A 26,655-nucleotide genomic window follows, 5' to 3' on the forward strand; every position below is an offset into this window, starting at 1 on the left:
CGCGCGCGTTCAGCCCCTCTTTACGACGCCAGAACAGGCCATCTCGCGCGTACAGGCGCGATCTTCACGTCGATACTCGCCATGCACCGGCGAAGGGGCCGCATATTCGTTGCGAAATGGTTTGCGCACGCACGTAAAGCTGCCTCGGTGAGCCTCAACGTCTCACACCCCGCTGCGTCAACCTCTCCCCTGACCAGAAAAGTCGCCTGCGCACACGCATTAGACGCCTTCCCAGAACGCAGCGATCGCCTCCGCAACCGCGGACGGCGCTTCCAGATGCGCGTTATGACCGGCCCCCTCTACGATATGGAACGCCTCGCCGCTGAGCCTTGCTGCACGCTGCGCCATCGCCGCATAGCGCGCATCCAGACGACCCGCCATCCACAGTGTCGGCATTGAGAGCTCACAGAGCCTGGGCCAGAGACTCTCCTGGAGCCCCGGGCTTGCCTCGGCAATCACCCGGGCCAGAGCATGCACATCACCCCGGGCGCGCTCCTTCACCATCGCCTCGAACCCCGGGTGGGCACGCAGACTGTCAAAAAGCTCCAGGCCATACCAACGTTCCAGAAAACGCTCCAGCCCCACCTCCCGCATCTCCCGGGCGCGAGCCGCGTCCAGACGCGCGCGCTCCGCGCGCTCCTCCTCACCTTCAATCCCCGGGCTGGCAGACTCCAACACCAGCGTGCGCACACGCTCCGGATGATGCATCGCAAGCCACATCCCCACACGTCCCCCCATCGAGTACCCCACCACATCCGCAGCCTCGACTTCGAGATGATCCAGCACTCCGAGCACCTCCCCGGCCATAAAGGCGATGGACGCCGACGCACCGCCAACGGTCTGGGCACTCCGGCCGTGGCCCGGAAGATCCACACGCACACAACGACGACGCGCACTCAGCTCCTCGCACAGCCCGCGAAAATCTCGACCACTCCCCATAAACCCGTGAATGAAGACCGCCACCCGCGCCCCTGGATCCCGTGCATCGCCGACTTCATAATGAATCATCACTGCTCCCACTCCGTATTAACGACCCTCGCGAACCTTGATCCTCTCCCTGTCTCGCGCTCACGCAGACTCTGGCAAAGGGCTCGGCTTCGCGCTAGCTTCGCTCACCCGACGCATAGTGTCCCAACTTTTATTAGACCGCCTGAGAATGATCATGATGACTGCACACGCTCGTCTGCTCTCCGCCGCTACGCCGCGCATTCTTGCCATTGCTACCGCCTCCCTCCTCAGCGCTTGCACGTCGCCGGCCGAGAACAGCTGCACCGACGCCAGCGACTGCTTCGAGGGTGAGATTTGCGTCCAGAACATCTGTGCGCGGACCCTCGAAGATCCCGACACAGGCGACGATCAGCCGGACGCCGCTGACACCGACAGCGGCACGCCCGACGCCTCCGACTCCGGTACGGACGCCGATGCCCCCGATCCCGATCCCGTAGACGCCGGCGATGACGCCGACGCGAACCCCTCCGACGCCGACGGCGGCGATGACGCACAGGCCTCCCCCTGTGGCCCCAACCCCTGCAATGAGCCCGGACGTGGCGTCTGCAGCGTCGATGGGGATGAAGCCGTCTGCAGCTGCGACGACGGACTCGTCGAGCGACTTAACGCGTGCGTGAGCTTCGCCTGCGAATCTGCAGGGCTGGGGCCGGTCGTCGAGTTCTCCGGCGCACAGGCCAACCGGCAGGACGTCGAAGCGTCGGTCGTGTGGGCCGATGACGCCTACCTCATCGTCTGGAGCGATGATCGCGCCTCTTCCAACGCGTCCCCCCACATCTACGCCGCGCGCTTTGATGGCAACGGCAATCAACTCGGCCAGGAAGTCCAGCTGACCTCATCCCCCGGTGGCGCTCACATCTCCACGACCAGTCTGGTCAAAGCCGCCAACGGCTATGGCCTCATCTGGCGCGACGGGCGCGGCGGCCCCAACCGTAACGACGCCTACTTCCAACGCCTGGATGTCAACGGCCAACCCGTAGGCTCCCCGCTCGCAATTACCGACGGTATCTGGGCCGATCGTGTCGCGCTGGCATGGACCGGCGATCATTTCATCGCCCTGTGGGCCCACACCTCCAACGCTGACCCGGAACTCAAACTCGCGAAAATCTCCGCTGACGGTCAGCTCGATGGCACCCCGGTCGAGATCTCTACCGATACGCCCTCGGGCTGGGCCAACCTCGTCTGGACCGGCAGCTCCCTCGGCGTGACCTGGCGCCAGAACGTCGTCCCCGACAGCTACTCGCCGCGAACCTTCTTCCAACGCTTTGACGCAAACTTGAGCCCCCTCGACTCCGGGCCCCTCCAGGTCGGGGACGGTTTGATGCGCTCGCCAACCCTCACCTGGACCGGCTCGCACTTCAGCATCGCCGGCGACAACAACGGCTATCACGCCACGAGACTCTTCCAGGCAACCTACGACCCCGTTGGCCAACCCGTCCGCGAGGCCGAGGAGATTTCCTTCGTGGGCCATGAAGTTCACGGGCTCAACGCCCTCTGGAGCGGACAGGACTACCTCTTCTTCTGGAAGAACGCCCAGAACATCATGGGTCAGCGCTTCAGCGCACAGGGCGTTGAGTACGACGCCGCGATCGAGTTGATGGATTACGGCACCTTCCCCTGGTATCCGGCCTCCGCCTGGGACGGTGAGCGCGCATTGGTCGTCTGGAACGCCGGCATCGGTGACGACGGCGAAGGCTACCCCGACCACTACCGCTTTGTGATGCGCACGTACTGCCCTGAATAACCGTCTCGGCCAAGCACAACGACAAAAAAACGCCGGCGTCCCTCCAGGGGCGCCGGCGCTTTTCTCTTCTTGCTGCCTGCAAGAAGGCTATACGTGATCTTGAGTCACCCGATGTTACTTGAGCAACCACTCGTCGATAACCATCACCGAACCATGATGACGATCATCGCCCGCGTTATTCGCGACCAACACCATATACTCGCCAGGCTCCAGATCGAGCACGGTGGGTTCCGGCTCAAGCTCCGGGGATGACTCATCCCACGTATACAGATACGCGAAAGGCTCGCTGTTCTCGATCTTCGGCAGCTGGTCGGTGTTGATCACAAAAACCGTATTTTTACCCCGCACCCCCCTCAACACATACGTGTAGCCCTCCCGTGCCTCAAAGGTCTCGCCGCTGGCCTGTCCCGGTCCCAGAAAACCGGCATAGTCCCCGATGGTACCTTCGTGATCAGCCACCGACGCGAGCATGCGTGGAGTCGAGGCGATCTTCACCGCCAGATAATTGTTCACGTCCGTGCCCGACGCCCCTCCCAGGTTTTCCAGAAAGGCGTCATAACTTCCTCGCGGCAACTCCTCGCGATCCCAACCAGCCTCCGGCCCCACAAAGCTGGCGTCATTTACGGTCATCACCACGCGCTCGTTCTCGGTGTTCTGCACCTCGTTGTAACCTCGGAGCTCCCGCACTACCAGCAACTCCACCGGCGTCGAGAGCTCCTCGAGTTGAAAGAGCGTGCGCAATGTCGTCCCAACAGGCAGCGTAAGCGCAACCCGGTGGTAGTCCTCGTAGAAAAGCTCGATCGGCGCCGTCCCACCACCGTCGGGATCATCACCTGACGCATCGACGTCACCGCTGACATCAGTCGCCACGTCCTCTTCGGAGTCGCCTCCCGCGTCGTGCTCCTCGCCGGAGTCCCTCTCGTCGCCACTGCCGGCATCATCCGGCAGGTAGAGCGGAACATCCGCCCCTTGCGGCGAACCACACCCGGCCAGCAACGCCGACACGACCATCACGCCCGCAAGCCCGCTCCGCATCAACCACATCTTCGACACCATCACTTCTCTCCTGCTCCTCGGCCCTCTGCCTTTACGGAGTCCATACAAAAGGTTGGTCGGTCGGGGCCTCGCCACGTACCGCCTCCAGGTGCTCTACATAATCCTCACCCAGCGCTACCGTGCCCTCCTCTCCCCCGTGTTGCCCCAGGATAAAGGTGCGTTCGGGCGCGATGCCCGCCTCGGCGTACGCAAAGATATCGGTTGTTGCGTTGCCATAGGCCATCACGATCTCAAAGCCCAGATCCTGCAAGAACGCCAGGTACGCCGCTTTATACGCGCCAACGCCCGTATTATTCGGCAAAGACTCGGCGTTGGAGCCCGTCAGGCGAAGATGCCCGTGCGCCACGCCCTGATCATCCAGCCAACCCCGGCTCTGCTCCGTCAGCCAGTAAGGTCGCCCCGTGATGTATACGAGCTGATAGCCATGCAGCTCGTTTCGCACCTTCGTGATATCCACCGCCCCCACACGCGCCTCCGGCACAAAATCCCCATCGAGTAGCGGCTCAAACAGGTCGTTAAAGATGTCCTGAAAGAGCTCACTGTCCGAAGTCGTCAGCGTCGCGTCGATATCAAAGACGATAAACCGCGTCTCTTGAGGAAAGACACGCAGGTACGAGCGCGCCGCTGTATTATCGCCCATCACCCGCTGCACCAACGCGTAGGTCCCCACCGGCGGCAAGGCATCAGGGGCGAGCGTCAACACTGAGCGCCCGTCGCTATCGGTCAGGGCCTCCCCCAGACGCACGTAGCTCCCCGAGCAGTCGTCCATCCATACCTCAATGCGCTCCCCCTGCAGGTCTTTGCTCGTCGGCCCGTACGTGAACTTCCCCGTGATCAGCGCCTCGCGCTCCGGGTGCGTGATGACGTCCTGCGCGCTATGCCACTCATCCAACGCCGTAATCGCCCCACTGCCAAAGCTCTCCCAGTCCACCGTCTCGCCAAACTCCGGCAACGGAGCCTGATTGCAGAACGCGAGTTCTGGCAAGTCCACATCACCACCGGCGTCCCCGAGCGCAACATCCATCTCCGCGCCCACATCTCCGGCGTCATCGAGATGCACGTCTGCATCCTGACCCGCCACATCCGGAGTCCACGTCTCCGCGGTGCTCGTCGACGTGCCACAACCGATCAACAACAGCGCCACCAGCGGCGCACACACATGCCAGACCACGTTACGCTTGCGCATACTCATTCTCCTCGATCAGGGGGTTGCCCCGAAATCCTTGTGTTCTCCATCCACGCATTCACCGCACAGGCTGGCCAGAAGTCCCCGGCTTTTCAAGTTCAAACGACCGCCATGTTTGGCCAACCACGTCGCGCGAACACATTTAGGCCCGACGCTTGAACACGTCTCCACGACCTCGGGAAAGCCATGCCGCCCCACGAGCCGAACTCACCGATGGCCTTCGACGCCAGCGCACCAGGTGAGACTTTCTGGGCCTACTTCGATGCCACGCCCAACCCCATGAAAGTCCTCAACGCCGAGGGGCGCATCTTGCGCGCTAACCCGGCCTTCTTCGCCTTTTTGCAACGGGATCATCGTCACATCGTCGGCAAGACCATCTTCGAGCTCATGCATCCCGAGGATATGCCTGAGGCGCGCGAGCATCTGCGCGACCTCGTCTCTTCCCCACCTCCTCCATCCGACCACCCCACGCAATGCAGCTACTACGCCCGCCAGTTCATCACGGAGCGGCGTTACAAACGCACCGACGGCCAACACGTCTGGGCCAACCTCTACCTTATGGTCCTCTGGAACCCCGACCGCACGTTTCGTCATGTGCTCGGCGAGATGGTCGATATCACGGGACGCAAGCTCGCGGAGCAGGCGCTGGGTGACCGTCGCCGGGAGCTCCGCGCCATCCTGGAAACCGCCAGCGACGCCATCATCACCTGCGATGCTCACGGAATGATGAAGCTTTTCAATGACGCCGCCGAACGCATCTTCGGACTCACCCAGGACGAGGCTCGCGGCTGCCCTGTTATCACACTCATCGATGCTCCCGCCCTCGAAGCCCGCGCGACCATGCGCTCGATCGCCGACCAACTCAGCGCCCCACCCCACTCTGAGCGCGCATCGGTACGCCTGACAACCCGAGCCCGTCGATTTGACGGCACCTCGTTTCCGGTCGACGTCGGTGTCGCACGCGCGTCGATCGCCGATGAACTCACCTTCACGATCATCGTCCGTGACCAGACAGAGCAGCACCACCTCAAAGAGCGGGTGCGCCGCACCGAGCGCATGGAGGCCTTCGGACAACTCGCCGGCGGCGTAGCTCACGACTTCAACAATGTGCTCACCATCGTTCGCAGCTACGCCCAGATGATCCAGGACAAGACGCCGCAAGGCGATGAGCGCACCGAACTTCTCAGCAAAATACTCGCCGCGACCGACCGTGGCGCGCGTCTCACACGGCAGCTTTTGGTGTTCAGCCCCGATACTTCCAGTGAACGCAGCTGCATCAAACTCAACGAGGTCGTCGCTGCGCTCGACGCGCTCTTCCAGAGCGTCATAGAGGAGGATATCGACTTAAATGTCGATCTTGCATCCGACCTGCACCCCATCGACGCGGATCTCAGTCAGATGGAGCAGATCATCCTCAACCTCGTCATCAATGCACGAGACGCGATGCCCGATGGCGGCGCACTTACCGTGCGTACGCGCAACATCCATGTCGGTGCCGAAGATCGTATCGGCCCGGAGCGCCTGCCCTCGGGCGACTATGTGGTGCTCGAAGTCGAAGACAGCGGAGAAGGCATGCGTCAGAAGCTCGTCGACCGCATCTTCGAGCCCTTCTTCACCACAAAATCTTCTGGCACCGGCCTGGGACTCTCCACCGTCTACGGCATTGTGCGGGGCCACGGTGGAATCATTGATGTCGACAGCGCGCCGAGCCGGGGAACACGCTTTACCGCCTTCCTGCCAGCGTCCTGCCCTGAACCATCCTCTCAATGGGAGCCGGACGGCCCCCCATCTACAACCCAACGCACGCCGGAAGATGAACCACTGCCCTCCCTCTCGGCCTACACCATCCTCGTCGCAGAGGATGAAGACGACATCCGCGCCTCCCTCACTCGCAGCCTGCGTGATGAGGGATATACGGTACTTGAGGCCCGCGACGGCCGTGATGCACTTAACCTTGCACAAGAGATCGAGGGCACCATCGACCTCCTCATCACCGACATCGTCATGCCTCACCTCAGCGGATGGGAGCTCGCAGGACGGCTCCCGAAATTTCACCCGCGAATGCGAGCAGTCTTTGTCTCCGGCTATGCAGGTGAAACCCTCCAGCGAAAACGCCTCAGCGGTGGCGACGTGCGTATCACCAAACCCTACGATCTCAGCTACCTCAAGACGGTTGTGGCCCGAATGCTCACGCGAACGCCCTCCTCCTGACCCGCACCTTCCACGCATCCTTGCCCCTTAAGCCCGTTCTCGGGTATCGATCAGCCTTCGTGAGCCCACGCTAACTTCGATCCTGAGAACAGTATGACGACCTCCACACTGACCATCTGGCACAACCCGCGATGCAGCAAATCTCGCCAGACCCTGGCTCTGCTCGAAGAACGCGCCGTCGCGCTGACGGTACGCCGATACCTCGATGATCCTCCTTCTCTCGCGGAACTTCGCGAGGTGCTGAGCAAGTTGAACATCAAAGCCAGTGACCTCGTACGTAAGAAAGAAGCCGTCTTCAAAGAGCTGGGCCTGGCCGACGCCGACGACGATGCCCTGATTGAAGCGATGGCAACCCACCCGAAACTCATTGAGCGTCCGATTGTCATCGCAGAAGACGACGCCGCCATCGGTCGCCCCCCTGAAGATGTTCTTCGCCTGCTGAGCTAATCGTTCGATCGCACCGACTTCAGTCACTCGGGAGACGGAATGACCCCACCGAAGATGAGCGCTGACGCGGTTCAGAAGGCGACCGGTCACTCCTGGGACCACTGGTTTTCCCTGCTCGACGACCTTGGCGCGAAGCAGATGAGCCATAAGGCCATCGCCGACCACCTGCACACGCAACAGGGAGTCTCCGGCTGGTGGGCGCAGTCGATCACCGTGGCGTACGAGCGCGCCCGCGGCATGCGCGAGGTCGGGGAGACCACCCGGGGTTTTCAGGCATCCAGGCAGAAAACATTCCTGCCGAACCCTGCGGCCGCATGGGAACTGCTGATCTCGACCGAGGGACTCGGCGCCTGGCTCGGATCTGGCGCACCGGATGCGTTGCACGAGGGCCAGACATTCGACCTGCCCGACAGCGTGCACGTCGAAGTCCGTACGATACGCGCCGGCGAACAACTCCGCCTGGGTTGGACGCCGACCAACGCCGACCGCACCCAGGTCGTCATTGTATGGGTCACCGCAAGCGCGTCCGGCAAGGGCACCATCGGCTTCACCCACGAGAACCTCCCCGACGCTGATGCCCGAGAAAGCGCCCGCACACGCTGGAGCGAAGCCCTCAACTCCCTGCAAGCCCTCACTCGCCGCTGATCCAACTTCGATGGTCCTCTTAGAAGCCAGACCTCCCGAGCCAGATGATGATGTATGACTGAGCCCGCCCCTCCATCCGACACGGACGACGCAGCACGCACGGAGGAACACTCCTCCCCGAAAGCACGCACTCGCAAACAGGTCGCGATCTTTATCGTCGCGCTCCTCCTGGTCGTGGGATGGACACTCTTCTTCATCTACACCGAGCCTGAGGCCGTCATCCAATGGATGGGCGTTGAGAACAGCTATCTGGTCGGCTTCCTTATCTCAGTCTTCGGCGCGCTGGGCTCCGTCACGCCCTTTTCCACCTATCCGGCCGTCTACGCGATGGCCACCACCGAAGTGAACCTCTTCATCCTCATTCCCCTGGTGGCCATCGGGTTGACTATTGGCGATGCACTCTTTTTCTACTTCGGAGTCACCGCCCAGAGCGTGATGCCCGAGTGGCTAGAGCGCTGGATGGAGCGCGTCTGGAACTGGCTTCAAACCAAGCCGGAGATCTTTCTGCAGGTCTTCATCTTTCTCTACGTGGGCTTCTCCCCCTTCGCCAACAACCTCCTCACCGCCCCCCTGGCGATGGCCGGCTACCGCTTTCGTAAAATCGTTGTGCCGTTGACCCTGGGCAACTGCTCGTTGCCCATCGCGGCAACCTACCTGGCAAGCGTCAACGCCTGAAACAATGCGACGATCCGCGCCTCAGACCTTGACACCGTCGAGGCGGGCGTCCACCATCGCCGCGCTCGAAATGGCGACGCAACCTGACTTTAGGATAAAAGAATGAGCAAGCACCCCGAGTTTCACCAGTTTCGTCCCCACCCCTGGCACGGTCTCTCCGTGGGCGAAAACGCCCCCGAGGTCGTCAACGCGTACATTGAGCTGACCCCTTTTGATTCGGTCAAATACGAGATCGACAAAGAGACCGGCTACCTGCGCGTGGACCGCCCCCAGCGCTTCTCCTCGCAGCCGCCCACCCTCTACGGCTTCATCCCGCGCACCTACTGCGCCGACCGCGTCGGCGAGCTCTCCCTGACGACCGATGAGGGCGACCTCGATCCCCTCGACATCTGCGTGCTCAGCGAGCGTCCCATCACCCGCGCCGAGCTCCTGGTCAGCTGCCGGGTCATCGGTGGCCTGCACATGGTCGATCACGGTGAGGCCGACGACAAAATCGTCGCCGTTCTCGAGAACGACACCGTCTGGGCCGACGCCCGAGACATCGGCGATGTTCCCGGCGTGCTCATCGAGCGCTTGCGCCATTATTTCCTGACCTACAAGATGGTGCCTGGTGAGACGACATCCAACGTCCAGGTCGATACCATCTACGGCGCCGAACACGCCCAGAAGCTGGTGCGTGCGGCCATGGCCGACTACCAGGAACACTTTGGCAAGTAAGCGCCGGGACGCTCCCGACGCCACACTCGGGAGAGAGACGTGCTTCGCACCCCTTCGACGCTACTCGCACTGGCCGCGCTCAGCCTGAGCGCGGCCTGCTGGCCCACCAATGAACCCACCCTCGGGTTAGGTGAGGCCAGCCCCTCGGGAGGCCCCCGGGTCGACTTTGACCTCGACGAGCGCCCCTTCCCTGACATCCCCTTCCCCAACGATCTGGCCACACGCGCTGACGCCACCAGCCCCACGGGCAAGCGGCTCAACGTGTCCACGCTGGCGGCCAGCGCGGCCGAGGCGAAGGTCCGAAACGCCATCAATGAGCAGACCGGCTTTGCCGTCTTCGCTCCGATGCACGTCTCTTTTGACGCGCCCCTGGATGTTGACAACCTCATCGCGCGCCATCAGCAACTTACCCCCGACTTTGACGACGACGCTGTCTACCTGGTCAACGTCGACCCTGACAGCCCCGGCTACGGCGATGTCGTCCTCCTGGACATGGGGCTCGGCAACTTCCCCATCACTCTGGAGCGCGCCAACAACTACTTCCTGCTCGACCCGCGCGCCGACGACCGTAATCTCCTCTTCGAAGAGAGCGCTGAGCAGGCCACCGGCCCCGGCGGTGAATTCACCTGGGTCGATGACACCGACGACGACGGCAACCTCGACCGCCCCAACACCCGCGATCCTGACGGCGACCCGACCGTGTTTCGACAGGTGTTCGATTTCTACGAGCGCGAAACCAACACCCTGATCCTGCGCCCGGTCAACCCGCTGGAGCCCGGCACCACCTATGCCGTCGTACTCACCGACGCGCTGGTCGGCGAAGACGGGCAGGCCATCGACAGCCCCTTCGAGAGCGTCAATCACCTCGACCAGAGCCAGGCGCTGGAGCCCCTGCGCGAGCTTCTTCCCCAACGCTTCCCGGAGCGCTTCGACCGCGACCTCTCTCAACTTCGCTTCGCCTGGAGCTTCACTACTCAGGTGCCTACCGAAGTCCTCGAAGGCGTGCGCGCCGGCCTCTACGGGCATGGCCCCCTGGCCTGGCTCTCCGAGCGCTTCCCGGCTGAGTTCCTGGCCGTCCACAACGTCAAAGCCCCCGACGCCGCCGAGCCGATGACCTTTAAGCTCGACGCCCTGCTCTCCTTCATTGTCCCGCTCGCCAACGAACAGCTCGGCCCGTCGGGCACGCGTGCCATCGAGGAGGCCTTTGAAGACGTCGACTACGTCGTCAGCGGCACCTACCTCTCCCCGCATTTCCTCATCGACCCCAAAGGTCTGGCTCGAGAAGGAAATGAGGCCAACGACGACGCCCTCTTCCAGATCGACCTCGCCAGTGGCCGCGCCGAGGTTCGCCCCGCCGAAGTACATTTCATCTGCACCGTCCCAACCTCCGAGGGCACCCGCCAGGCTCCCTTCCCCGTAATCATCTACAGCCACGCCATCAGCTCGACGCGCTTCGAGATGCTGGCCTTTGCCGGGGCCATGGCCAAGTTCGGGTTTGCCACCTGCACCATCGACGCCGCCGGCCACGGGCTGGAAGTCCCCGCCGAATTCCGCGGCCTCCTCGAAGGTGTTGGCGAGAGCGAAGGCCTCGACAACCTGGCCGACGTCATCGGGCTTCACCGCGCTCGCGACATTGACAACGACGGCGCCACCGACTCCGGCGCCGACTACTTCTCTGCTGATGTGCTTCACTCCCGCGACATGATTCGCCAGACCACCATCGACCAGATGCAGCTCATCCGCATTCTGCGCTCCTTTGACGGCCAGAGTCGTTTTGACGCGGCGAACACCGAGAGCGACTTCGCCCGGCGCCTGCCCCATCTCATCGCCAACCCCGATCAAGATGCTGACGGCCAGCTCGAGCTCTGGGGCGACTTCAACGGCGACGGCACGGTCGACGTCGGTGGCGATCGCCCCTACGCCGCCTGGGGCACCTCCCTGGGAGGCATTCAGGCTACGGTCCTCTCGGGCATTGAACCCACCATCGTCGCCGGCGCCTCCAACGCCGGCGGCGGTGGCCTCCTCGACATCGCCACCCGCACCACCATCGGCAACGTACGCAACGGCGTCATCTTACGCATGATGGGTCCTCTGGTGATTGGCCGACCGGTCGAAGACGGCCAGCGCACGCGCCTTGACTGGCTCTTCCCCCAGGGCGACAGCTCCGTCTCCTCGCCCATCGCGCTGCTCCCGGCGCTCGACGACGGCGATCGCATCGTCGTCCGCAATCTCACCCGGGAGGCCAATCCAAACGTCCCCGACGACGAGGCCTACGCCCAGACCTATGTGCGCGATGGCGCCTTCCGCGTGGGCATCGCTGCCGACGCACTGGGCGCGTCGGCGCGCCGTGCGCTCATCGGCTTCGACAACCAGATCGATGTCTACGAAGACTTAATGGGCTGCAAAGAGGTGCAAACCTGCGGACGCAACAACTGCGACGCCGGTCACTACTGCAGCGACGCTGAGACCTGCGAGCCTCTCTCCGGCTGCTTCTCCGCCTTCGACCTGGAGCGCGTGGCCGAGACCGACCCGGAGCGCGCCGCACGTTTTGAACATCGCATCGTCCACGACCCCACTCGACTCGGCGACCCGATCGTCATCGAAGTCTACAGCGCCGACGGCGAGCTCAAGCACAGTGTCGACAAACTCGGCTACACGTATACCTCGCAGAACCTTTACTACCCGGCCGGAGCCCCGCTGGCCGCCCCGGCCGAGGGCTGGGGACTTCGTCGTCAGACCCCGCGTTTCCGCAGCTTCATGGGCCTCTCCCAGATGCTCCTGGAGCAGGCCGACCCCGCCGTATTCGCCTCCCATTTCGTCGGCAACGCGCTTCGTTACCCCTACGAAAGCGAAGCCTTCCGGTCCGGGCAGACCAACTTCCTGACCATCGGCACCCTGGGCGACCAGGTCGTACCCATTAACGCCGCCCTGGCCATCGCGAGGGCCAACGGCGTGCTCGAAGTGCTCGCCAGCGATCCCCGCTACGGCATGCCGGAGAACCAGTTCCTCATCGAGAACTTCGTCTACGAAGGCATCGCCACACTCAACCGCTTCCCCTCCCACCCCGACACCCTCTTCGACCCGGACAACCTCGACGAGGGCAAATGGCGGCGTGCCGACCAGCCCGACAACGACGATCCCAAGCCCGTCGCCGACGAGCCGCTTCGCGCCACCATTCAAACCGAGTCCGGCATCAGCGCGCTACGACTGGGCTACCTCGATCACCGTGGCACCCACACCTTCAACGCCCCCAACCCCGACGCCGCCTTCGACATCCACACCTTCCTCACCAACCAGGTGGGCTGGTTCCTGGCCACCGGCGGACAGAGCATCTCCGACGACCACTGCCTCGAAGAGATGTCGATGGCCGGCTGTGAGTTCTTCGATAAACTTGATTATGACAACCCCCTTTAACGGGCTGCGACGCTCCCCCCCCTGGGGAGCGCCTCCCGGGAGTAACCCCCTATGACTTTTGGAATCTTTGAAGCCTACCCCGACGTCGAGCCCGAGCGCGGCGTCTTCTGCAACCGCACGCTCAACATGCGCTCGATCAAAGCCATCGGCTACGACATGGACTACACCCTGGTCCATTACCACGTCGACGCCTGGGAGGGCCGCGCCTACGAGCACATCAAGCTCCGCCTCCTCGCCGCAGGCTGGCCCGTCGAAGATCTGCACTTCGACTCCCACTGGGTCAGCCGCGGTCTGGTCATCGACCTGAAGCTCGGCAACGTCGTCAAAGCCAACCGTTTCGGCTACGTCTGGCGCGCCGCCCACGGCACCGAGATCATCCCTTACGCCGACATGCGCGAGGCCTACACCCGCACTTTGGTCGATCTCAATGACCACTCCCGCTGGGTCTTTCTCAACACCTTCTTCTCCATCTCAGCGGGCGTCATGTACGCACAGCTCGTCGACCTCCTCGACCGCGGCGTGCTCCCGGAAGTGCTCGGCTACGCCGACCTCTACTGGCGCGTCCAGGAGGTCCTCGACGCGGCCCATATTGAGGGCGAGCTCAAGGCGGAGATCATGGCGAACCCCGAGGTGTATGTGGATCGCGACCCGGAGGTTCCCCTCACGCTTCTCGATCAGCGTAACGCCGGCAAGAAGCTCGTGCTGATCACCAACTCCGAGTGGGCCTACACCCTCTTCATGCTCAACTACACCATCGATCCCTTCCTCCCCGATGGTTTGACCTGGCGAGAGATCTTCGATCTGGTGGTGGTCTCCGCGCGCAAACCCGCGTTCTTCTCCGGCTCCGCTCCCATCTTCGAGGTCGTCAACGACGAGGGCCTGCTCAAACCCTGGGTGGGCAAACTTGAAGAGGGCCGCGCCTACCTCGGCGGCAGCGCCTCCGATGTCGAGGGCGCGCTCGGCATGTCCGGCGACGAGATCCTCTACGTCGGCGACCACCTCTTCGCCGACGTCAACGTCACCAAGAGCGTGCTACGCTGGCGCACAGCCCTGGTGATGCGCGAGCTCGAGCAGGAGCTCTGCGCCATTGAAGCCGCCGCCGAGAACCAGGTCGAGATCCGCCGCATGATGCTCGAGAAGGTCAAACTCGAAGATGAGTTCTCCACCCGTCGACTCGCCCTTCAGCGACTTCGCCAGGGTTACGGCCCCCAGACCGACGCCGACCCGGAGGTCCTGGAAGCTGAGATGGCCCGCATCCGGGAGCAGCTCGTCGAACTCGACAGCAAACTCGCCCCGCTGGTCATTGAAGACGGCGTCGCATTCAACCCCACCTGGGGTTACCTGATGCGTACCGGCAACGATAAGAGCCACCTCACCCGCCAGGTCGAGCGTTACGCCGACATCTACACCTCGCGCGTCTCGAACCTGCTGCGCTACTCACCCTTCATGTTCTTCCGGGCACCGCGGGGCAGCGTCCCCCACGATCCGGGACATCCCTGACACGCGCATCACTCTTCATGATGGTGTTTGGGGCGAAGGCGCTCGCCAGCCTTCGCCAGCACCGTCTGCGTAAGCCCCGGGGTGTGGTAGGCCAGAAAGGTCGCCACTTTTCCGTGGCCGGTGATGACAGCCTCGCGCTTGCGCGAGGCGATGGCTTTGAGCATCTCCCGCGCCGCCTTATCCGCGGGCCACATCAGCTGCGCCGGCCGCCGGTCCTCCCACTCTTCGTGGACCTGGTTCTGGTTGTCGACGCGGTTGATGTCGCTGTGCACAAAGCCCGGCTGCAAGAGCGTGCAGCTCACGCCGCTGCCAGCGAGCTCGGCACTGAGCGCCTGCGCCATGCCCCGCACCGCGAACTTCGACGCGCAGTAGGCGGCGTTACCCGGTATCCCCAGGGTGCCGGCGACGCTGCCCATCACCACCGCCCTCCCCTTGCTCGCGTACAGATGCGGCAGCGCATAACGCAGCGTCATCGCCGCGCCGGTCACGTTCGTATCGAACTGACGACGCCATTCACTGGCGTTCAGCGCTTCGAGCCGACCTCCCACCGAGAAGCCCGCGTTGGCCACCGCCACATCGAGCCCGCCGAAACGCTCCGCAATCGCCGTAACAGTCGACTCGATATCGCCGACCCGCGTCACGTCACATCCGAGCGCTATCGCCTCCGCTCCATCGCTCTCCAGGGCGGCGACCACCTCCTCCAGCGGCTCCATCCGACGCCCACTCACCACCACGCGCGCGCCCTGGACACCAAACTCCCGGGCAAGCGCCGCGCCGATACCGCTTCCCCCTCCGGTGATCCATACGACTTTATCTTTGAAGACATCTGCCATCATCGCATCCTTTTTTTCTAAGCGTTGACGCGTTAAAACTCACGCTCTGCTGCGCACCTTAAGCGCCACACACCTTGCTCATTGAGAAGCGCCATGGTCACCGATCCTCGCCAGACCGTCAAAGACGCCTCCGCGCGCTCCTGGGAGTGGGTCAAACGCAAGACCTTCAACCCGCTGCCCTTCTACCGCCGCGCCTGGGAGATCCTCAAACACGACCCCTGGGTCTTCCTCTGGAAGATGCTCGCCGACCTCCTCGGGCGCACCGCAAATCTGGCGCTCCTGGCTGTGGCTGCGGCGATCGTGGCGCTCGACCTCCAGCACTTCGCTGCCAGCGGAGGCGCGCTCACCCAGTGGCTGGACCGCTTCACCGCGATCGCCTCCAGCCCCGCCTTCATCGCCGGGCTGACCGGCGCCATCTTCTGCGTCGCCCTCATCGGCGCCGCGCTCGAAGCTCTGGTCACGGGCGGCATCTGGGGAATGCTCGCGGCCGGCCTGCGCGATGAGCCCATTGAGAAGTTACGAACCTTCGGGCGAGTGGCGCTTCGACGCTTCCCTGACGTATTTGCCCTCTTTCTGCTGCGCTTTGCCGTGCGCCTGGTCACCATCTGCATCGCTGCCGCCGTCGCGATTGGCCTGGCCAACGCCTTCGCCTCTCCGGAATTCGCCGGTCTGGGAACGTTTGGAAAAGCGCTGACCGTCGCCCTCCCTCTCAGCTTCATCGTCAGCTGGTTCGCGCTCACTCGCCTCGTCCTCGAAGTCATCGGCGCCCCGATGATCATCGACGATCTGAGCCTGGGCGAGGCCGTCCTGGAGGCGGCCGCCTTCGTCCTGGATAACTTCTGGCCGATGTACCGCCTCTTTATCTATGCGTTGGGGCTGCTGCTGGTCCCCCTGGGGCTCTACTGGGTCGTGTTGATGGCGCAAAACTTCGCCATCACCTGGCCCGCCCTGGCCGCCCCGCTCGCGCTCTTGCGCTTTGCCGGCGAAGTGCTGATGTGGGCGTCGATCAGCGTGCTCGGCGTGCTCTTCTATGGTGCGGTGTTCGCGTTCTACCGCAAAGACGATCGCTTCGTGGAAGAGGAAGAACGCCGCAGCGGCGCCCATGCCGCGGTCTCAAACCCCGACCCACAGCGCAACCCCACAGAACCCACCTTCCATGAAGGCGTCACCCTGGCCGATCTTCTGCCGCAGGAAGCGCCGCACCGCTTTGCGATCGACGACCTCCTCCCCCCCGATGAAGCACCACCCTCGCCAGCGCAGGACCACGACGACAACGATTCCCGCGCAGACGAGCCCTCCGCATCGCTCAGCAGCGGCCAACCTTCGGCCGAGGACGACGCCTCCCGCAAGGACGCCGACGCCACCGAGACTCCGATGCCACCCGAGGATGAGGACACCTTCTCTCCTGACACACCGGAGCGTCTCCCGCACTCAGAAGGCCGCGACGCTCAGGCCGACGATGACGGGTCTTCCGAACCTCGCTGACCCCCGTCTTCTGGCGCTCTCGTTCGCGCTCCTCAACGGCATCTGACGCGATCCCTTCGTGCCCCGCTGCGAATTTTTTGGTCTCGGACGCGTCTCCCTCTATGCTGAACCCCGCATAAGACAAGGTTGAGCAGCCCCCGCGGCACTTTTCTCCCTCCCGGGGTTGGACTTTTATTACAGTCTCCTTAAAATGATTCAGGAAGACTGTAAGTCCCTCGCTCGTTAAGTCTGCGGAAAGGCAAGAGAAGAGGTGGCTTTTCAGTACCGCCCGGCCCCCCGGCCCGGGCAACCGTATCGAGCACCGAAGGAGTCGCGCCATGCTGTCGGATCAGATCATCTACGACGAACTCAAACGCCAACGCGAACACGACACCAGCTGGCAGCCGGAAGCCCTCCGACTGCCCCTCTACATCCCCCGGCACGACGATACCCGTGATGAACACGACGAAGACGAGGCCGAAGAGACCTCGCGCGGCGTGGTCATCATCGACATGAATGATGGCTACAGCATAGTGACCTGAACGCACCCGGGAGCCTCAACGTACCGGACGCTGATGATGATGCGCCGGCGCGCTCCTCCGCTGTTTAATCGCCCTTCCGAGCACTCGGAGGGGCGTTTTTTTTGGCCCATCCCTCGCCATCCCATAAAAGTTTGAGCCTCCCGCCTTGCCCCACACCCGATCGCGACGCATACATAATGGCGAGACCAACACCGCACGCGCCACGAGGAAGAGATGGGAGAGTCGATCAGCGCCACCTGGACCGAAGTCTTTGAGAGCCGTGGGATGGAACTTCATCCTGCACCCGCCCCCGCCGGAGTGAGCGGTGCGGAAGCCTGGTTTGAAGGGCTCTCGGCATTTGAAAAGCATAGTTTTGTGCGCCTCCTCATCAGCGCCCACGGCGACGAAGCGCACGTCTTCGTCGAGCTCGCTGCGGGACCTCCCGAGGGCCAGGAGGCTTTGCTCGCCAGCGCGGCGAGTGCGTGGCTCAACCGCGCTACCCCTGCCACCTGGGAGACCTCATCGACGGGGCTTCCGGCCCAACTTCGTGCCCGTCTGCCGCATACCGACGCGCTCTTCGCAACCCTGGACGCCCTGCTGAGCTTTATGGCGCGCGCCAGCGAGGTCGACTCCGCTGAAGGCTGGCTGAAGTTCTTCGGCCACACCACGGGCGCCACACCGACCTCCCCGGCAGCGCAGAAACCCGCCACCTCAAAAAGCGCGGGCTCACCATTTGAGACCATCGGGCAGAGTGAAAGTTCGCCAGCAGACGCCGACGCACCTTCCCCGGCCAGTGCCCAGCGCCTTGAGGTGGTCGACTCCGGTGAGGGACCGCTCAAATTGAACGTGCACCTGAGCGATGTGCTCGGAAGCGCTGAGACGCAGCGCCTTGTCCATGCGCTCTCGCACTACCTGCACGCTCGCTATGACGTTCAGGCCCATCACGCCACAGATACATCAGCCCCGCGTACACTCTCGCTGGCCATTGAGCCGGAGCGCTACCTGGGCAGCCGGAGAGAGCTCACCGACGACCTGCAGCGCTTCTGCAAACGCCTGGGCGACTACATTGAAGCCGGTGGCGATCTTCAAGACTACCTGGGCATCAACGACGTTGTGCTCTCCACACTGCCGTCGACCGAAGCTCCATCGCCAGCTCCATCACCGTCGGCAACCTCCTCATCGTCGCGGCAGCCCCGGTCCAGCGACGCCGACACCGGCGTGGTCTTTGACCTGAGCAGCGCCAGCGCCACGACAGCCCGCGAGCTCGTCCAGGGCGACTTCACCGACAGCCGCCTCAAGCGCGACGACGCCCAGACGGCCCTGGTAGACCTCGTGCTGCGCCACCCGGGCTACTCCGAGCGCCGCATCAACCAGGTCCTCACCATCCTGCTATCCATCGACTACGCCGCCGCCGAACGGCTCGCCGACAGCGCCCCCTGCGTCATCGCCTGGGGCATCTCTCGCGAGCGAGCGCTCTCCTTTAAAGACGTGCTGCACAGCGCCGGCGGAAAAGCCCTCCTCGTCGAACCCGGGACCTTTGGCGAGTCCTAAGGCGCGAGGGGCTCAGGCCGGGATCATCGCGAGAAAGTTCCGCAACATCCCCAGCCCCGCCGGACTCAGAATCGACTCCGGGTGGAACTGCACCCCGTGTGTGGGGTGAGTCTCGTGGCGCACTCCCATCACGAATGCATCCGTATGAGCGTTGGCAACAAGCGGCGCTCGTACCGGCGCGCGCGCGACCAGACTGTGGTAGCGCGCCATCGGCAAAACCTCATCCATCCCTTTAAAGATGCCGCTGCCATCATGGGTGATGGCGCTGGCCATGCCGTGACGCGGCTTCTCGCTGCGAACCACCGGGGTTCCAAACACCCGGGCAATGGCCTGATGCCCCAGACACACCCCCAGAATGGGCACCTCACCGGAGAGCGCCTCGATCGCCGCCTCGCTGATGCCGGCATCGCGCGGATGGCCCGGCCCTGGCGAGACCACAAGCGCCGAGGGCCTGGCCTCAAGCAGATCTGATAGCGAGATTGCATCACTACGCACCACCGCCGGCATAACCCCGGCGCGCGCCAGTCGGTCCGCCAGGTTGTAGACAAACGAGTCCCGGTTATCGAGAAGCACCACCTGCCCGGGCCCTCGAATCGCCCAGTCGTTAGGGTCGCGGCGAGTCCATCCCATTACACATCCTCAAGCATCGCTTTAAGTTCGGCGGTGCATCCCATTTCCAGCGCTCGCTCATCGATGGAGCGAGCTTCCAGCACGCCGACGCCCGTGGAAAGAAGCGCCAACGCACGAGCCTCACCTAAACCCTTAAGTGTAACTTTAGCTTCTTTAAGCGGGATCTCGGCCGCAGAAGCTCGCTCCAGCAGCACCTCGCGGGTGATACCCGGCAGAATGCCTCTCACCGGCGGCGTGACCCATCTATCCTCAAGCAGCACAAGAAGGTTCGCTGCGCTGCACTCCCCCACCTTCCCGTTCTCGCTGACACCCACGCCATCGTCAGCGCCGGCGAGCTGTGCGCGACGGCGAAGCTCCACCGAGCGTAGCCAGCTTGTGGTCTTGTGTTCGGCCAGCGCGTCGCCGGGCATGTAGAACCCGGGCATCGTGACCAGCGCAGGCGGCGACAACGCGGGCAACCCGGGCCGCCACCTTCCGCACACTCGTCCGCTCCCGCCAAAATCAATCGCCGGGTCACGCCGGCTCACCGTGACCCTCCAGAGGCCCTCGGGCCCCGGCGGCGTAGCGAGCAGCGCGCAGCCCTCCTCAATCTGAGCCTCATCAAAGCCCAGCGCCCGCCCCGAGCGCCGAAGTCGGGCGCAATGACGATCGAGAAATCTCACGTGCGACGCCTCGACACGCACCGTCTCAAAAAGACCGTCCCCGTAGAGAAAGCTGCGATCATCCTCCATCATCATCCTCCCCGCCGCGCCCTGGCCCCTCACTACGGGGCGACTTCTCCCCATCCAGCCCCAGGGCTTTGAAGAAGGGGCGGGCCTTCCAGCGGGCCTCTTCCCACTCGCCGGTCGGGTCAGAGTCGGAGACGACCGCCCCGCCGGCGCCATAGCGCACTTTTGGGCCGGTGAGCGTCGCAGTGCGAATCAACACGTTGCTGTCAAAGCCGCCCGCGGCCGACCAGTAAAACATCGAGCCGGTATAGGGCCCGCGCGCGCTGGCCTCATGTTCGGCGATCCACTCCATCGCTCTCAATCGAGGTGCGCCCGTGATGCTTCCGGCGGGAAAACACGCGGCAAAGACGTCCAACGCGTCCGCGCGGGCCGGAAGTTTCCCTTCGACCGTCGAGATCAGATGATGCACCGAGGCAAAACTATGCAGCCCGCAGAGCTCGCTCACTTCCACACTTGCGGGCACACACACCCGCGTGAGGTCATTGCGCATCAGATCGACAATCATCACATTCTCAGCCCGATCTTTTTCGCTGGCGCAGAGCTCTTCGGCCAGCGCCGCATCCTCCTCAGCCGACGCGCCCCGGGGGCGCGTGCCCTTGATCGGCCGGGTCTGCACCACCCCATCCTCCCTGACCTCAATGAACTGCTCGGGGCTCACCGACGCGATCGTGGTCTCACCGGCGCGAATCAAGCCACCGAAAGGACCGGGCGCAGCCTGACGCAAACGCCGGTAGAGCTCCCAGCCCCCGACGCTCCAGCGGGCCTCCCACCGCTCGCTGTAGTTCACCTCGAAGAGCTCGCCATCAAAGATCGCATCGACCCCGGCCTGCACGCCGCGTTTATAACGCTCCCCCTCGACCTCCCGAACGTCCACGCGAAGTTCCCGCGCCGCCTCAACCTCAGCATCGTCCGCCGGGTCCACGGCGCCCTGCGTTTCGATCCACGCCATCGCCCCCTCGACCCACGCCTCGCTCCCGCTGGCCCACCAGCTTCGCTGCGCGTGATCGAAGATCAACGCCCCATCAAACGCGCCGACCCAGAGCAGTGGCGAGTCATCGCGCGGCAGCTCCGCGCGTAGTTCATCGAGGTAGGCGCCACACTCATAGGACCAGAAGCCGGCAAGCCCCCCACAAAAAGGGAGCGCACCGCCCTCCCCCGACGCCTCACATCGGGCATGGGCCTGACGCATCCAGGCGGGCACATCGTCGACCACGACGCCTGCCGGCTGCTCGACGATCCGGCCCGAACCCACGGCTGACTCTTCGAGCCAGCGTCGGGGATTCCACATCAACATCGACCAACGCGCATGCGGGCCGGAGCCGCTCTGAGAATCAAAAAAAAGCACGTCCCCCTCCACACTGGTGAGCAGAGCCCGCGCAAGCTGGAGTGGGGACGTGCCGATGGTGAGACGACGCGACATGACCACGCTCATTTGCCGCTATGCCTCAAGATGATCTCGACGCGATCGTTATTCTCGGCGTCATCGCTGAAACGCACACGCTCCTGACCAAAGCCCTCGGTGGAGATGCGCGACGCGTCGACGCCCCGCTCCACCAAAAAGTCCCGCACGCGGTGGGCGCGCAGCTGCGACGTCGCCAGGTTCTCGGTGACGTTGCCACGACGCTGGGTGTAGCCCTCGATCTGAATCGAGAACTCATCGTACTCTTTGGTCAGGCGAGCCAGCACATCGAGCATCGCGTCGGTGTTCTGGCGGAAGTTCGCCTCCTGCGGCACGAACATCCGCGCCATCACGATGCGGATACCCTGATACTCTTCCTCGGTATAAGGCCCACCGAAGTTGTCGCGAGCCATCTGCCGCAGCACCGAGATGCGGTTTTCAGGGCGCATCTTCTCGACCATCTCCTCGTGGATGGGCTTAGCCGTTGACTCGGCCTCCTCAAAGAGCTGAACCGCGAAGTTGACCTGCTGCAAGATGGTGCCGGCCGCCCCGGGCTGGCTCTGCAGCAGCGAGCGCGCGTTGCTCAGCTGCGACTCCGCCCGGTTAAACACCGCGCGGCTGCGCTCGTACTCATCGGCTTTGTACTCCAGCGCCGCTGCGCGAGCCGCCTCCGCGGCCTCAATGCGCGCGTTGACCTGCTGGAGGTTCTCCGAGGTGGTATCGGTGCTCGTGGACTGCGCCGCCTCAAAGGAGCTCTCGCGTCGCGAGGCTTCGGCGCGTCGGCGTGCTTCCTGCTCGCGCACCGCGGTGCGAATTTCGCTGTCGAGCTGTTGAATCTCCCGGGCAAGCGCGTTGCGGCTCTCGTTGGTCGCACGCAGCTCCGGGTTGACCTCTTCGATCTTCGCGTTGGCGGCCTTAAGACGCTCGGCCGATTCAAACTGCGTGGCCACGGCCACCGCCGTGCGGTAGCGCAGCGTGCCCAGGATCGCGTACTCGCGGGAGAGCTCGTCGCGCCGCTCCTCGCGGGCCTCCTCCGAGACACGACGAAGCTGGCGGGCCTCCTGGTGGTAGCGCGCCGCGTTGGGAATCTCGCGCAGCTCCTGGGCCGCCGGGTCCTGAAGCATGCGTTCCAGCTCCACCAGCTCATCGGACTTCGGGCTGGGAGCACACCCGGTGGCCAGCATCGCGCTCGCTGCCCCCGCCGCTCCCAGGGCGATCATCTTCCCAAACTTGCTCTTAAAACTGCCTGACATCTGACTTCTCCCGGGCTGATTCGTTCGGGTCGTTTCGTGTGTCGAAGGGGATCGCTCTACTGCTGCGAGACGCGGTTGAGCTCTTCCTGAAGCTCGGCTTTGCGTCGCTCCAGCGCGCTGATCTCAGACTGCAGCTCTTCGATCTCGGCGCGCGCCTGATGGTAGCGCTCCTCCTGACTCTCGGCGCTGGCGTCGATATTGCCGGCCTGCACCATCGCGCGGACCATATCCAGCCCGTACTCCACGCGGCGCATGCGCATCGTCACCGCTTCCTGCTGCCCGTTGGCAAGCAGCACTTCAGCTTCTTGCAGCCAGCCCTCGATCATCTCGACGTCGCGCGTGGCGACCTCGTTGCGATCGCTGGACTCCAGCTCTTCGAGCTGCGCACGAAACTCCCCGATCTGCTGACGACTGCGCTCCGGATTGTTGGCAAACCCGAGTTGGGCGACCAGCGTCACTGCCGCAAGAACGGCCACCCAGAGCATCTTCTGCCCCACTGCTCTCATCCTGCTCTCCTCGTACACGTCGTGTCGTTGGGACTCTGTGATCCTTCAGCTCTTATACCGATTCGACAGCAAGAAGGCCACCGCCTCCCGAGCGCTCTCATCACAGTAGCCGTAGCGCGACTTCAGGTTGGTGAGCGTCGTCTCCACGCTCTGGCGCTCCGAACTACTCAACGCCCCGTCTTCGCTCTCGAAGTAGGTGAGCAGATTCTCCTCAATACGCTGAATCTGCCGCTGCCGCTCCTCAAAGAACGCCTCCTGGAGCGCCTCAAAGAACATCGGGAAGATCTGCTGGTAATCGACCTTCATACCCGGGTTATCGATTGAGAACGCGGCGATCGAGGTGATAAGTCCGCGGCGGAAGTCTTCCGGGTCTTCCTCGTGGTTGATGGTCTCTTCCATCTCGGCCATCAGCTCCTCGTCGGGCTTCTCGTACTTGCCGGTGATGCGGTTGTAGACCTTCTCTCCCTTGAGCCACTGACTGACGTGGTCGATGTAGCGCGCAAAGAACTCGCCATACTGCTCTTCTTCCACCAGCCCCATCGCGCTGCGGATCTCCAGGTCGATGATGTCGAGGTAGCGCTCTCGCACCACATCGATGAATTGATCGTGGCGGTAGTAGGGCCCGTCGGGCTTCATCTGCAAAAAGGGGAAGACGCTGGGATCACGCACAAGTTTGCCCAGCTCCTCGAACACCGCCAGCGGCGAGAGCGTCGGGAAGCGCTCGTTCTGGCTGGCGTTGAGCAGGATCATCTTCATCTCACGCGGGCTCGCCCCGTAGCGCCCTTCGTAGTCGGCGCTCCCCTCCCCCTCGGCCATCAGACGCGGCACGATGGCCTTGAGCTCACGGGCGCGCTCCGGCCCGATATTCGAGGGCACCCGACCGTGGGCGTAAAGATCGGCCTTCTCAAGCGGTGAGAGCCTGCCGACGATGTCGCGAATCGTGGCGCTGTATTGGTCCGCCTGGGGGCGTTTCAGCCGCGTGAGCACCGCCCACAACGCCGCCACAAAGGTCGTGTGCGGCGCGATGCGCTTGGTGAAGTTCACGCTGGCGATCTGCTCGCGGTAGATGATCTCCTCGACGGTGTAGTCGAGCAGGTAGGGCACCCGCACAAGCTCCACCCGACCCTTAAACGAGGAGTAGTCCGCGGTCTGCTTGTAGGCGTCGAGGTAATCCTCGTTGGCCGTGGCCATCATCACCGTATCCAGGTGAAGGATGCGGTTCTCCAGCGAGACCGTGGCCTTCTCGCTGGTTGCCAGCAGGTATTTGTTGAAGTCGGGGTGACGTTTAAACAGGTCGTCGTACTCGATGATGCCCCGGTTCGCGTCGACCAGATCGCCAAAGGGCTCAAAGATCGTCTGGTTCTGCAGGCTCGCCGGCAGCGCCGAGAGGCTGCGGTCGACCGTCAGCTGGCGCAGCCCGGCGTCGACCCGCATCTGCGGTTCCACCGTGACGGCGCCCGCACGGTAGCGGCGGCTGATATAAAAACGCTCCACCTGCACATGCTTCATCACCCGGGCGAAGTCGCCGCGGTAAGCGGTCAGGAGCGCATCGAAGATCTGGCGATTGGTGTGGCTGAGATCGCCCCGGAGGATCGTATCGCTGAAGGTAAATGGCGCGTCGCCCTCGTCGTCGGCATCTCCGTCAAGGCGCTCGCGAAGCGCGTCGCTGTCGTTGTTGTCGCTGGGAATGATCCACTCGTCGACGAACTCCTGCAGCAGCGCCTGGCGTTGCTTGAGCGGGATGAGAAGGAGCGGATGATCTTTGAGGTCGCTGGAGATCTTCGCGTCGATGTCTTCTTCATCGAGAAATGCAAAGCTCTCCAGCGTCGACGCGTCGACGGTACGGGTCTGGTAGCCCCCGAAGCCGATGGAGCTGCCACGAGCGAGCTTCTCGGTCGGAAAGATCCAGTTGAAACGGTAGAGCGCGCCGTCTTCGGTCTGTGAGTAATGCTCCATCGCCCGCATCACCGTGTCGACGAAGGTGCTCTTGGCGCTGCCGTTGGGGCCGTGAAGCAGGATCAACTTGTTGACCTTGCCCTCGCGCACAAAGTTCTCGAGCAGCTTAAAGACCTGCTCCTGGGTGCGTTCCTGGCCCACCAGACGATTACGCCCCTTATCAAAAGGCGTGTTAAAGAGCCCGAAATGGGTCACCTCGCCCCAGAACTGCGGCTTGGTCTCTCGCCCGAAGAAGTCGAAGCAGTCGCGCACGTACTGGGCGCTGCTGCGCGCATGACGCCGGGGATGTTGCGCAAAGGCTTCCATAAACTGCGGGAAGCTCATGATGCGATGGTTGTCCTGAAAGTCGTCCTGGACCTCGGAGGCCACGCGCTCTAGCAGATCTTTGCTCGCCATCATGATGTCCTTTGCCTCAGCTCATTAACTGGCCCCTGACCAACCCACCTCTGCCACCCGAGACTGCAGCGTCAGGAGGCCTGGTCGGCTTGCTGGACCTTCACCGTAAATTGAAGCGCTTCGTCGCGCAGAATGTCACATCGGTCGTCGTTGCACACGCTGAAGTTCCCCACCGCGTTGAGCGTATAGTCGCCGGCCTCTTCAGCCGTGACCTCAAGCGGAATCGTGGCGCGAGCCTCGGTGAGCTGCAACGCCTCGCGATTCAGAACTGTGGTCCCAAGGCTTAAACCTTCAACCTCTTCAAAGGTGATCTTCCAGGGGTACTCCAGGTTGATCTTCAGGTTAGCGCCGGGCACCACCCCCAGATCAACCCGGGAGGCCGCGCCGGCGGCGATCGGCTCCGAGGGGGACTCCAGACGGTAGTTGGTGGCGCGCGCACGCGAGCCCGGGGGCGCCTCAGAAGGCGCAGCGGCCATGGGTTCCGGCGCCACGGGCGCGGCCTGCTTTGGCTCACAGCCCATCAAACTCGCGCTGCCTACAAGGGTGAGCGCCGCCGCGCTCATTGCCAGAGAGATTCGCATCATCAACCTCAAGGAGGGTCAAGCGCTCGCCATACTGGCGAGCGAGAAATTGCTGCGGCTCATCCGAGCCCGGGTCGCATCAGGGCGCTGAAGGGAGTATTCAGACCGTGCACCGGCCCTCCCGCGTGGGGGCGGCGCCGGCGCGTGCGCGACGATCGTCTGCTTACACAGCACGCCCGGCGGCGTGCTTGTTCCCGAGAGCCCGCTGCTGGGTGCCGGAAATTCGCGATCGCGCCC

At 63.5% G+C, this 26,655-nt stretch carries 22 protein-coding genes; 11 read left to right on the forward strand and 11 right to left on the reverse strand.

The genetic code is table 11. The features are described 5' to 3' along the window. Positions 1 to 219 precede the first annotated feature (219 nt). Positions 220 to 1,008 carry a 2-succinyl-6-hydroxy-2,4-cyclohexadiene-1-carboxylate synthase gene (gene menH, locus FRC98_RS08615; RefSeq protein ID WP_146980892.1) on the reverse strand — a complete coding sequence of 263 codons (789 nt, stop codon included), beginning with the start codon at positions 1,006 to 1,008 and terminating at the stop codon, positions 220 to 222. A 154-nt stretch (positions 1,009 to 1,162) separates the two neighbouring features. On the opposite strand from menH, the gene FRC98_RS08620 reads away from it, so the two are divergent. Continuing rightward, the gene (locus tag FRC98_RS08620; protein ID WP_146980893.1) at positions 1,163 to 2,749 is read left to right on the forward strand and encodes a hypothetical protein; all 1,587 of its coding nucleotides are present in this window, start codon (positions 1,163 to 1,165) and stop codon (positions 2,747 to 2,749) included. A 114-nt stretch (positions 2,750 to 2,863) separates the two neighbouring features. Here FRC98_RS08620 and FRC98_RS08625 read toward each other — a convergent pair whose 3' ends face one another. Together FRC98_RS08625 and FRC98_RS08630 are read right to left on the reverse strand one after the other, a co-directional pair. Continuing rightward, positions 2,864 to 3,805, reverse strand: coding sequence for a hypothetical protein (locus FRC98_RS08625; RefSeq protein ID WP_146980894.1), 942 nt, complete (start codon positions 3,803 to 3,805; stop codon positions 2,864 to 2,866). A 31-nt stretch (positions 3,806 to 3,836) separates the two neighbouring features. Continuing rightward, positions 3,837 to 4,991 (reverse strand): LNS2 domain-containing protein, encoded by a 1,155-nt coding sequence (locus FRC98_RS08630; protein WP_230467434.1) that lies wholly within the window; start codon positions 4,989 to 4,991, stop codon positions 3,837 to 3,839. Between the two features lie 186 nt (positions 4,992 to 5,177). Between FRC98_RS08630 and FRC98_RS08635 the strand changes: the two genes are divergently transcribed. The 7 genes from FRC98_RS08635 to FRC98_RS08665 all read left to right on the forward strand — a co-directional run bounded on the left by FRC98_RS08635 (position 5,178) and on the right by FRC98_RS08665 (position 14,600). Further along, the gene (locus FRC98_RS08635; RefSeq protein WP_146980896.1) at positions 5,178 to 7,202 is read left to right on the forward strand and encodes a hybrid sensor histidine kinase/response regulator; all 2,025 of its coding nucleotides are present in this window, start codon (positions 5,178 to 5,180) and stop codon (positions 7,200 to 7,202) included. 93 nt (positions 7,203 to 7,295) lie between these two features. Then, positions 7,296 to 7,649 (forward strand): arsenate reductase (glutaredoxin), encoded by a 354-nt coding sequence (arsC, locus tag FRC98_RS08640; protein ID WP_146980897.1) that lies wholly within the window; start codon positions 7,296 to 7,298, stop codon positions 7,647 to 7,649. 39 nt (positions 7,650 to 7,688) lie between these two features. Further along, on the forward strand, positions 7,689 to 8,294 hold the full coding sequence (locus FRC98_RS08645) for an SRPBCC family protein (protein ID WP_146980898.1): 606 nt from the start codon (positions 7,689 to 7,691) through the stop codon (positions 8,292 to 8,294). Between the two features lie 54 nt (positions 8,295 to 8,348). Then, the gene (locus tag FRC98_RS08650; protein ID WP_146980899.1) at positions 8,349 to 8,969 is read left to right on the forward strand and encodes a hypothetical protein; all 621 of its coding nucleotides are present in this window, start codon (positions 8,349 to 8,351) and stop codon (positions 8,967 to 8,969) included. A gap of 102 nt (positions 8,970 to 9,071) precedes the next feature. Further along, positions 9,072 to 9,686 (forward strand): inorganic pyrophosphatase, encoded by a 615-nt coding sequence (locus FRC98_RS08655; protein ID WP_146980900.1) that lies wholly within the window; start codon positions 9,072 to 9,074, stop codon positions 9,684 to 9,686. 39 nt (positions 9,687 to 9,725) lie between these two features. After that, the gene (locus FRC98_RS08660) at positions 9,726 to 13,100 is read left to right on the forward strand and encodes a hypothetical protein (protein ID WP_146980901.1); all 3,375 of its coding nucleotides are present in this window, start codon (positions 9,726 to 9,728) and stop codon (positions 13,098 to 13,100) included. A gap of 51 nt (positions 13,101 to 13,151) precedes the next feature. Beyond that, the gene (locus tag FRC98_RS08665; RefSeq protein ID WP_146980902.1) at positions 13,152 to 14,600 is read left to right on the forward strand and encodes an HAD-IG family 5'-nucleotidase; all 1,449 of its coding nucleotides are present in this window, start codon (positions 13,152 to 13,154) and stop codon (positions 14,598 to 14,600) included. Positions 14,601 to 14,608: 8 nt separating this feature from the next. On the opposite strand, the gene FRC98_RS08670 is transcribed toward FRC98_RS08665, so the two are convergent. Beyond that, on the reverse strand, positions 14,609 to 15,433 hold the full coding sequence (locus tag FRC98_RS08670) for an SDR family NAD(P)-dependent oxidoreductase (protein WP_230467435.1): 825 nt from the start codon (positions 15,431 to 15,433) through the stop codon (positions 14,609 to 14,611). A 93-nt stretch (positions 15,434 to 15,526) separates the two neighbouring features. Between FRC98_RS08670 and FRC98_RS08675 the strand changes: the two genes are divergently transcribed. The 3 genes from FRC98_RS08675 to FRC98_RS08685 all read left to right on the forward strand — a co-directional run bounded on the left by FRC98_RS08675 (position 15,527) and on the right by FRC98_RS08685 (position 18,969). After that, positions 15,527 to 16,918 carry an ICP22 family protein gene (locus FRC98_RS08675; RefSeq protein ID WP_146980904.1) on the forward strand — a complete coding sequence of 464 codons (1,392 nt, stop codon included), beginning with the start codon at positions 15,527 to 15,529 and terminating at the stop codon, positions 16,916 to 16,918. Positions 16,919 to 17,235: 317 nt separating this feature from the next. Continuing rightward, positions 17,236 to 17,439, forward strand: coding sequence for a hypothetical protein (locus FRC98_RS08680; RefSeq protein ID WP_146980905.1), 204 nt, complete (start codon positions 17,236 to 17,238; stop codon positions 17,437 to 17,439). A 213-nt stretch (positions 17,440 to 17,652) separates the two neighbouring features. Continuing rightward, positions 17,653 to 18,969: a hypothetical protein gene (locus FRC98_RS08685; protein ID WP_146980906.1), complete on the forward strand. Its 1,317-nt coding sequence runs from the start codon at positions 17,653 to 17,655 to the stop codon at positions 18,967 to 18,969. A 12-nt stretch (positions 18,970 to 18,981) separates the two neighbouring features. Here FRC98_RS08685 and FRC98_RS08690 read toward each other — a convergent pair whose 3' ends face one another. From FRC98_RS08690 to FRC98_RS08720, 7 genes are all read right to left on the reverse strand, one after another. Further along, entirely contained in the window at positions 18,982 to 19,599 is a 618-nt protein-coding gene (locus FRC98_RS08690) for an anthranilate synthase component II (protein WP_146980907.1), read from the reverse strand. After that, positions 19,599 to 20,336, reverse strand: a complete 738-nt coding sequence (locus FRC98_RS08695; protein ID WP_230467436.1) for an aminotransferase class IV — start codon at positions 20,334 to 20,336, stop codon at positions 19,599 to 19,601. The genes FRC98_RS08690 and FRC98_RS08695 overlap by 1 nt, the downstream gene beginning before the upstream one ends. Then, the gene (locus FRC98_RS08700) at positions 20,320 to 21,747 is read right to left on the reverse strand and encodes an anthranilate synthase component I family protein (protein ID WP_230467437.1); all 1,428 of its coding nucleotides are present in this window, start codon (positions 21,745 to 21,747) and stop codon (positions 20,320 to 20,322) included. Before FRC98_RS08700 ends, FRC98_RS08695 begins: the two co-directional genes overlap by 17 nt. Before the next feature lie 8 nt (positions 21,748 to 21,755). Further along, positions 21,756 to 22,979: an OmpA family protein gene (locus tag FRC98_RS08705; protein ID WP_146980910.1), complete on the reverse strand. Its 1,224-nt coding sequence runs from the start codon at positions 22,977 to 22,979 to the stop codon at positions 21,756 to 21,758. 56 nt (positions 22,980 to 23,035) lie between these two features. Continuing rightward, positions 23,036 to 23,485 carry a hypothetical protein gene (locus FRC98_RS08710; RefSeq protein ID WP_146980911.1) on the reverse strand — a complete coding sequence of 150 codons (450 nt, stop codon included), beginning with the start codon at positions 23,483 to 23,485 and terminating at the stop codon, positions 23,036 to 23,038. 45 nt (positions 23,486 to 23,530) lie between these two features. After that, positions 23,531 to 25,837 carry a PrkA family serine protein kinase gene (locus tag FRC98_RS08715; RefSeq protein ID WP_230467438.1) on the reverse strand — a complete coding sequence of 769 codons (2,307 nt, stop codon included), beginning with the start codon at positions 25,835 to 25,837 and terminating at the stop codon, positions 23,531 to 23,533. A 71-nt stretch (positions 25,838 to 25,908) separates the two neighbouring features. After that, positions 25,909 to 26,421 (reverse strand): hypothetical protein, encoded by a 513-nt coding sequence (locus FRC98_RS08720; protein ID WP_146980913.1) that lies wholly within the window; start codon positions 26,419 to 26,421, stop codon positions 25,909 to 25,911. Positions 26,422 to 26,655 lie beyond the last annotated feature (234 nt).

This window comes from Lujinxingia vulgaris (assembly GCF_007997015.1).
In the GTDB taxonomy this organism is placed as follows: domain Bacteria; phylum Myxococcota_A; class Bradymonadia; order Bradymonadales; family Bradymonadaceae; genus Lujinxingia; species Lujinxingia vulgaris.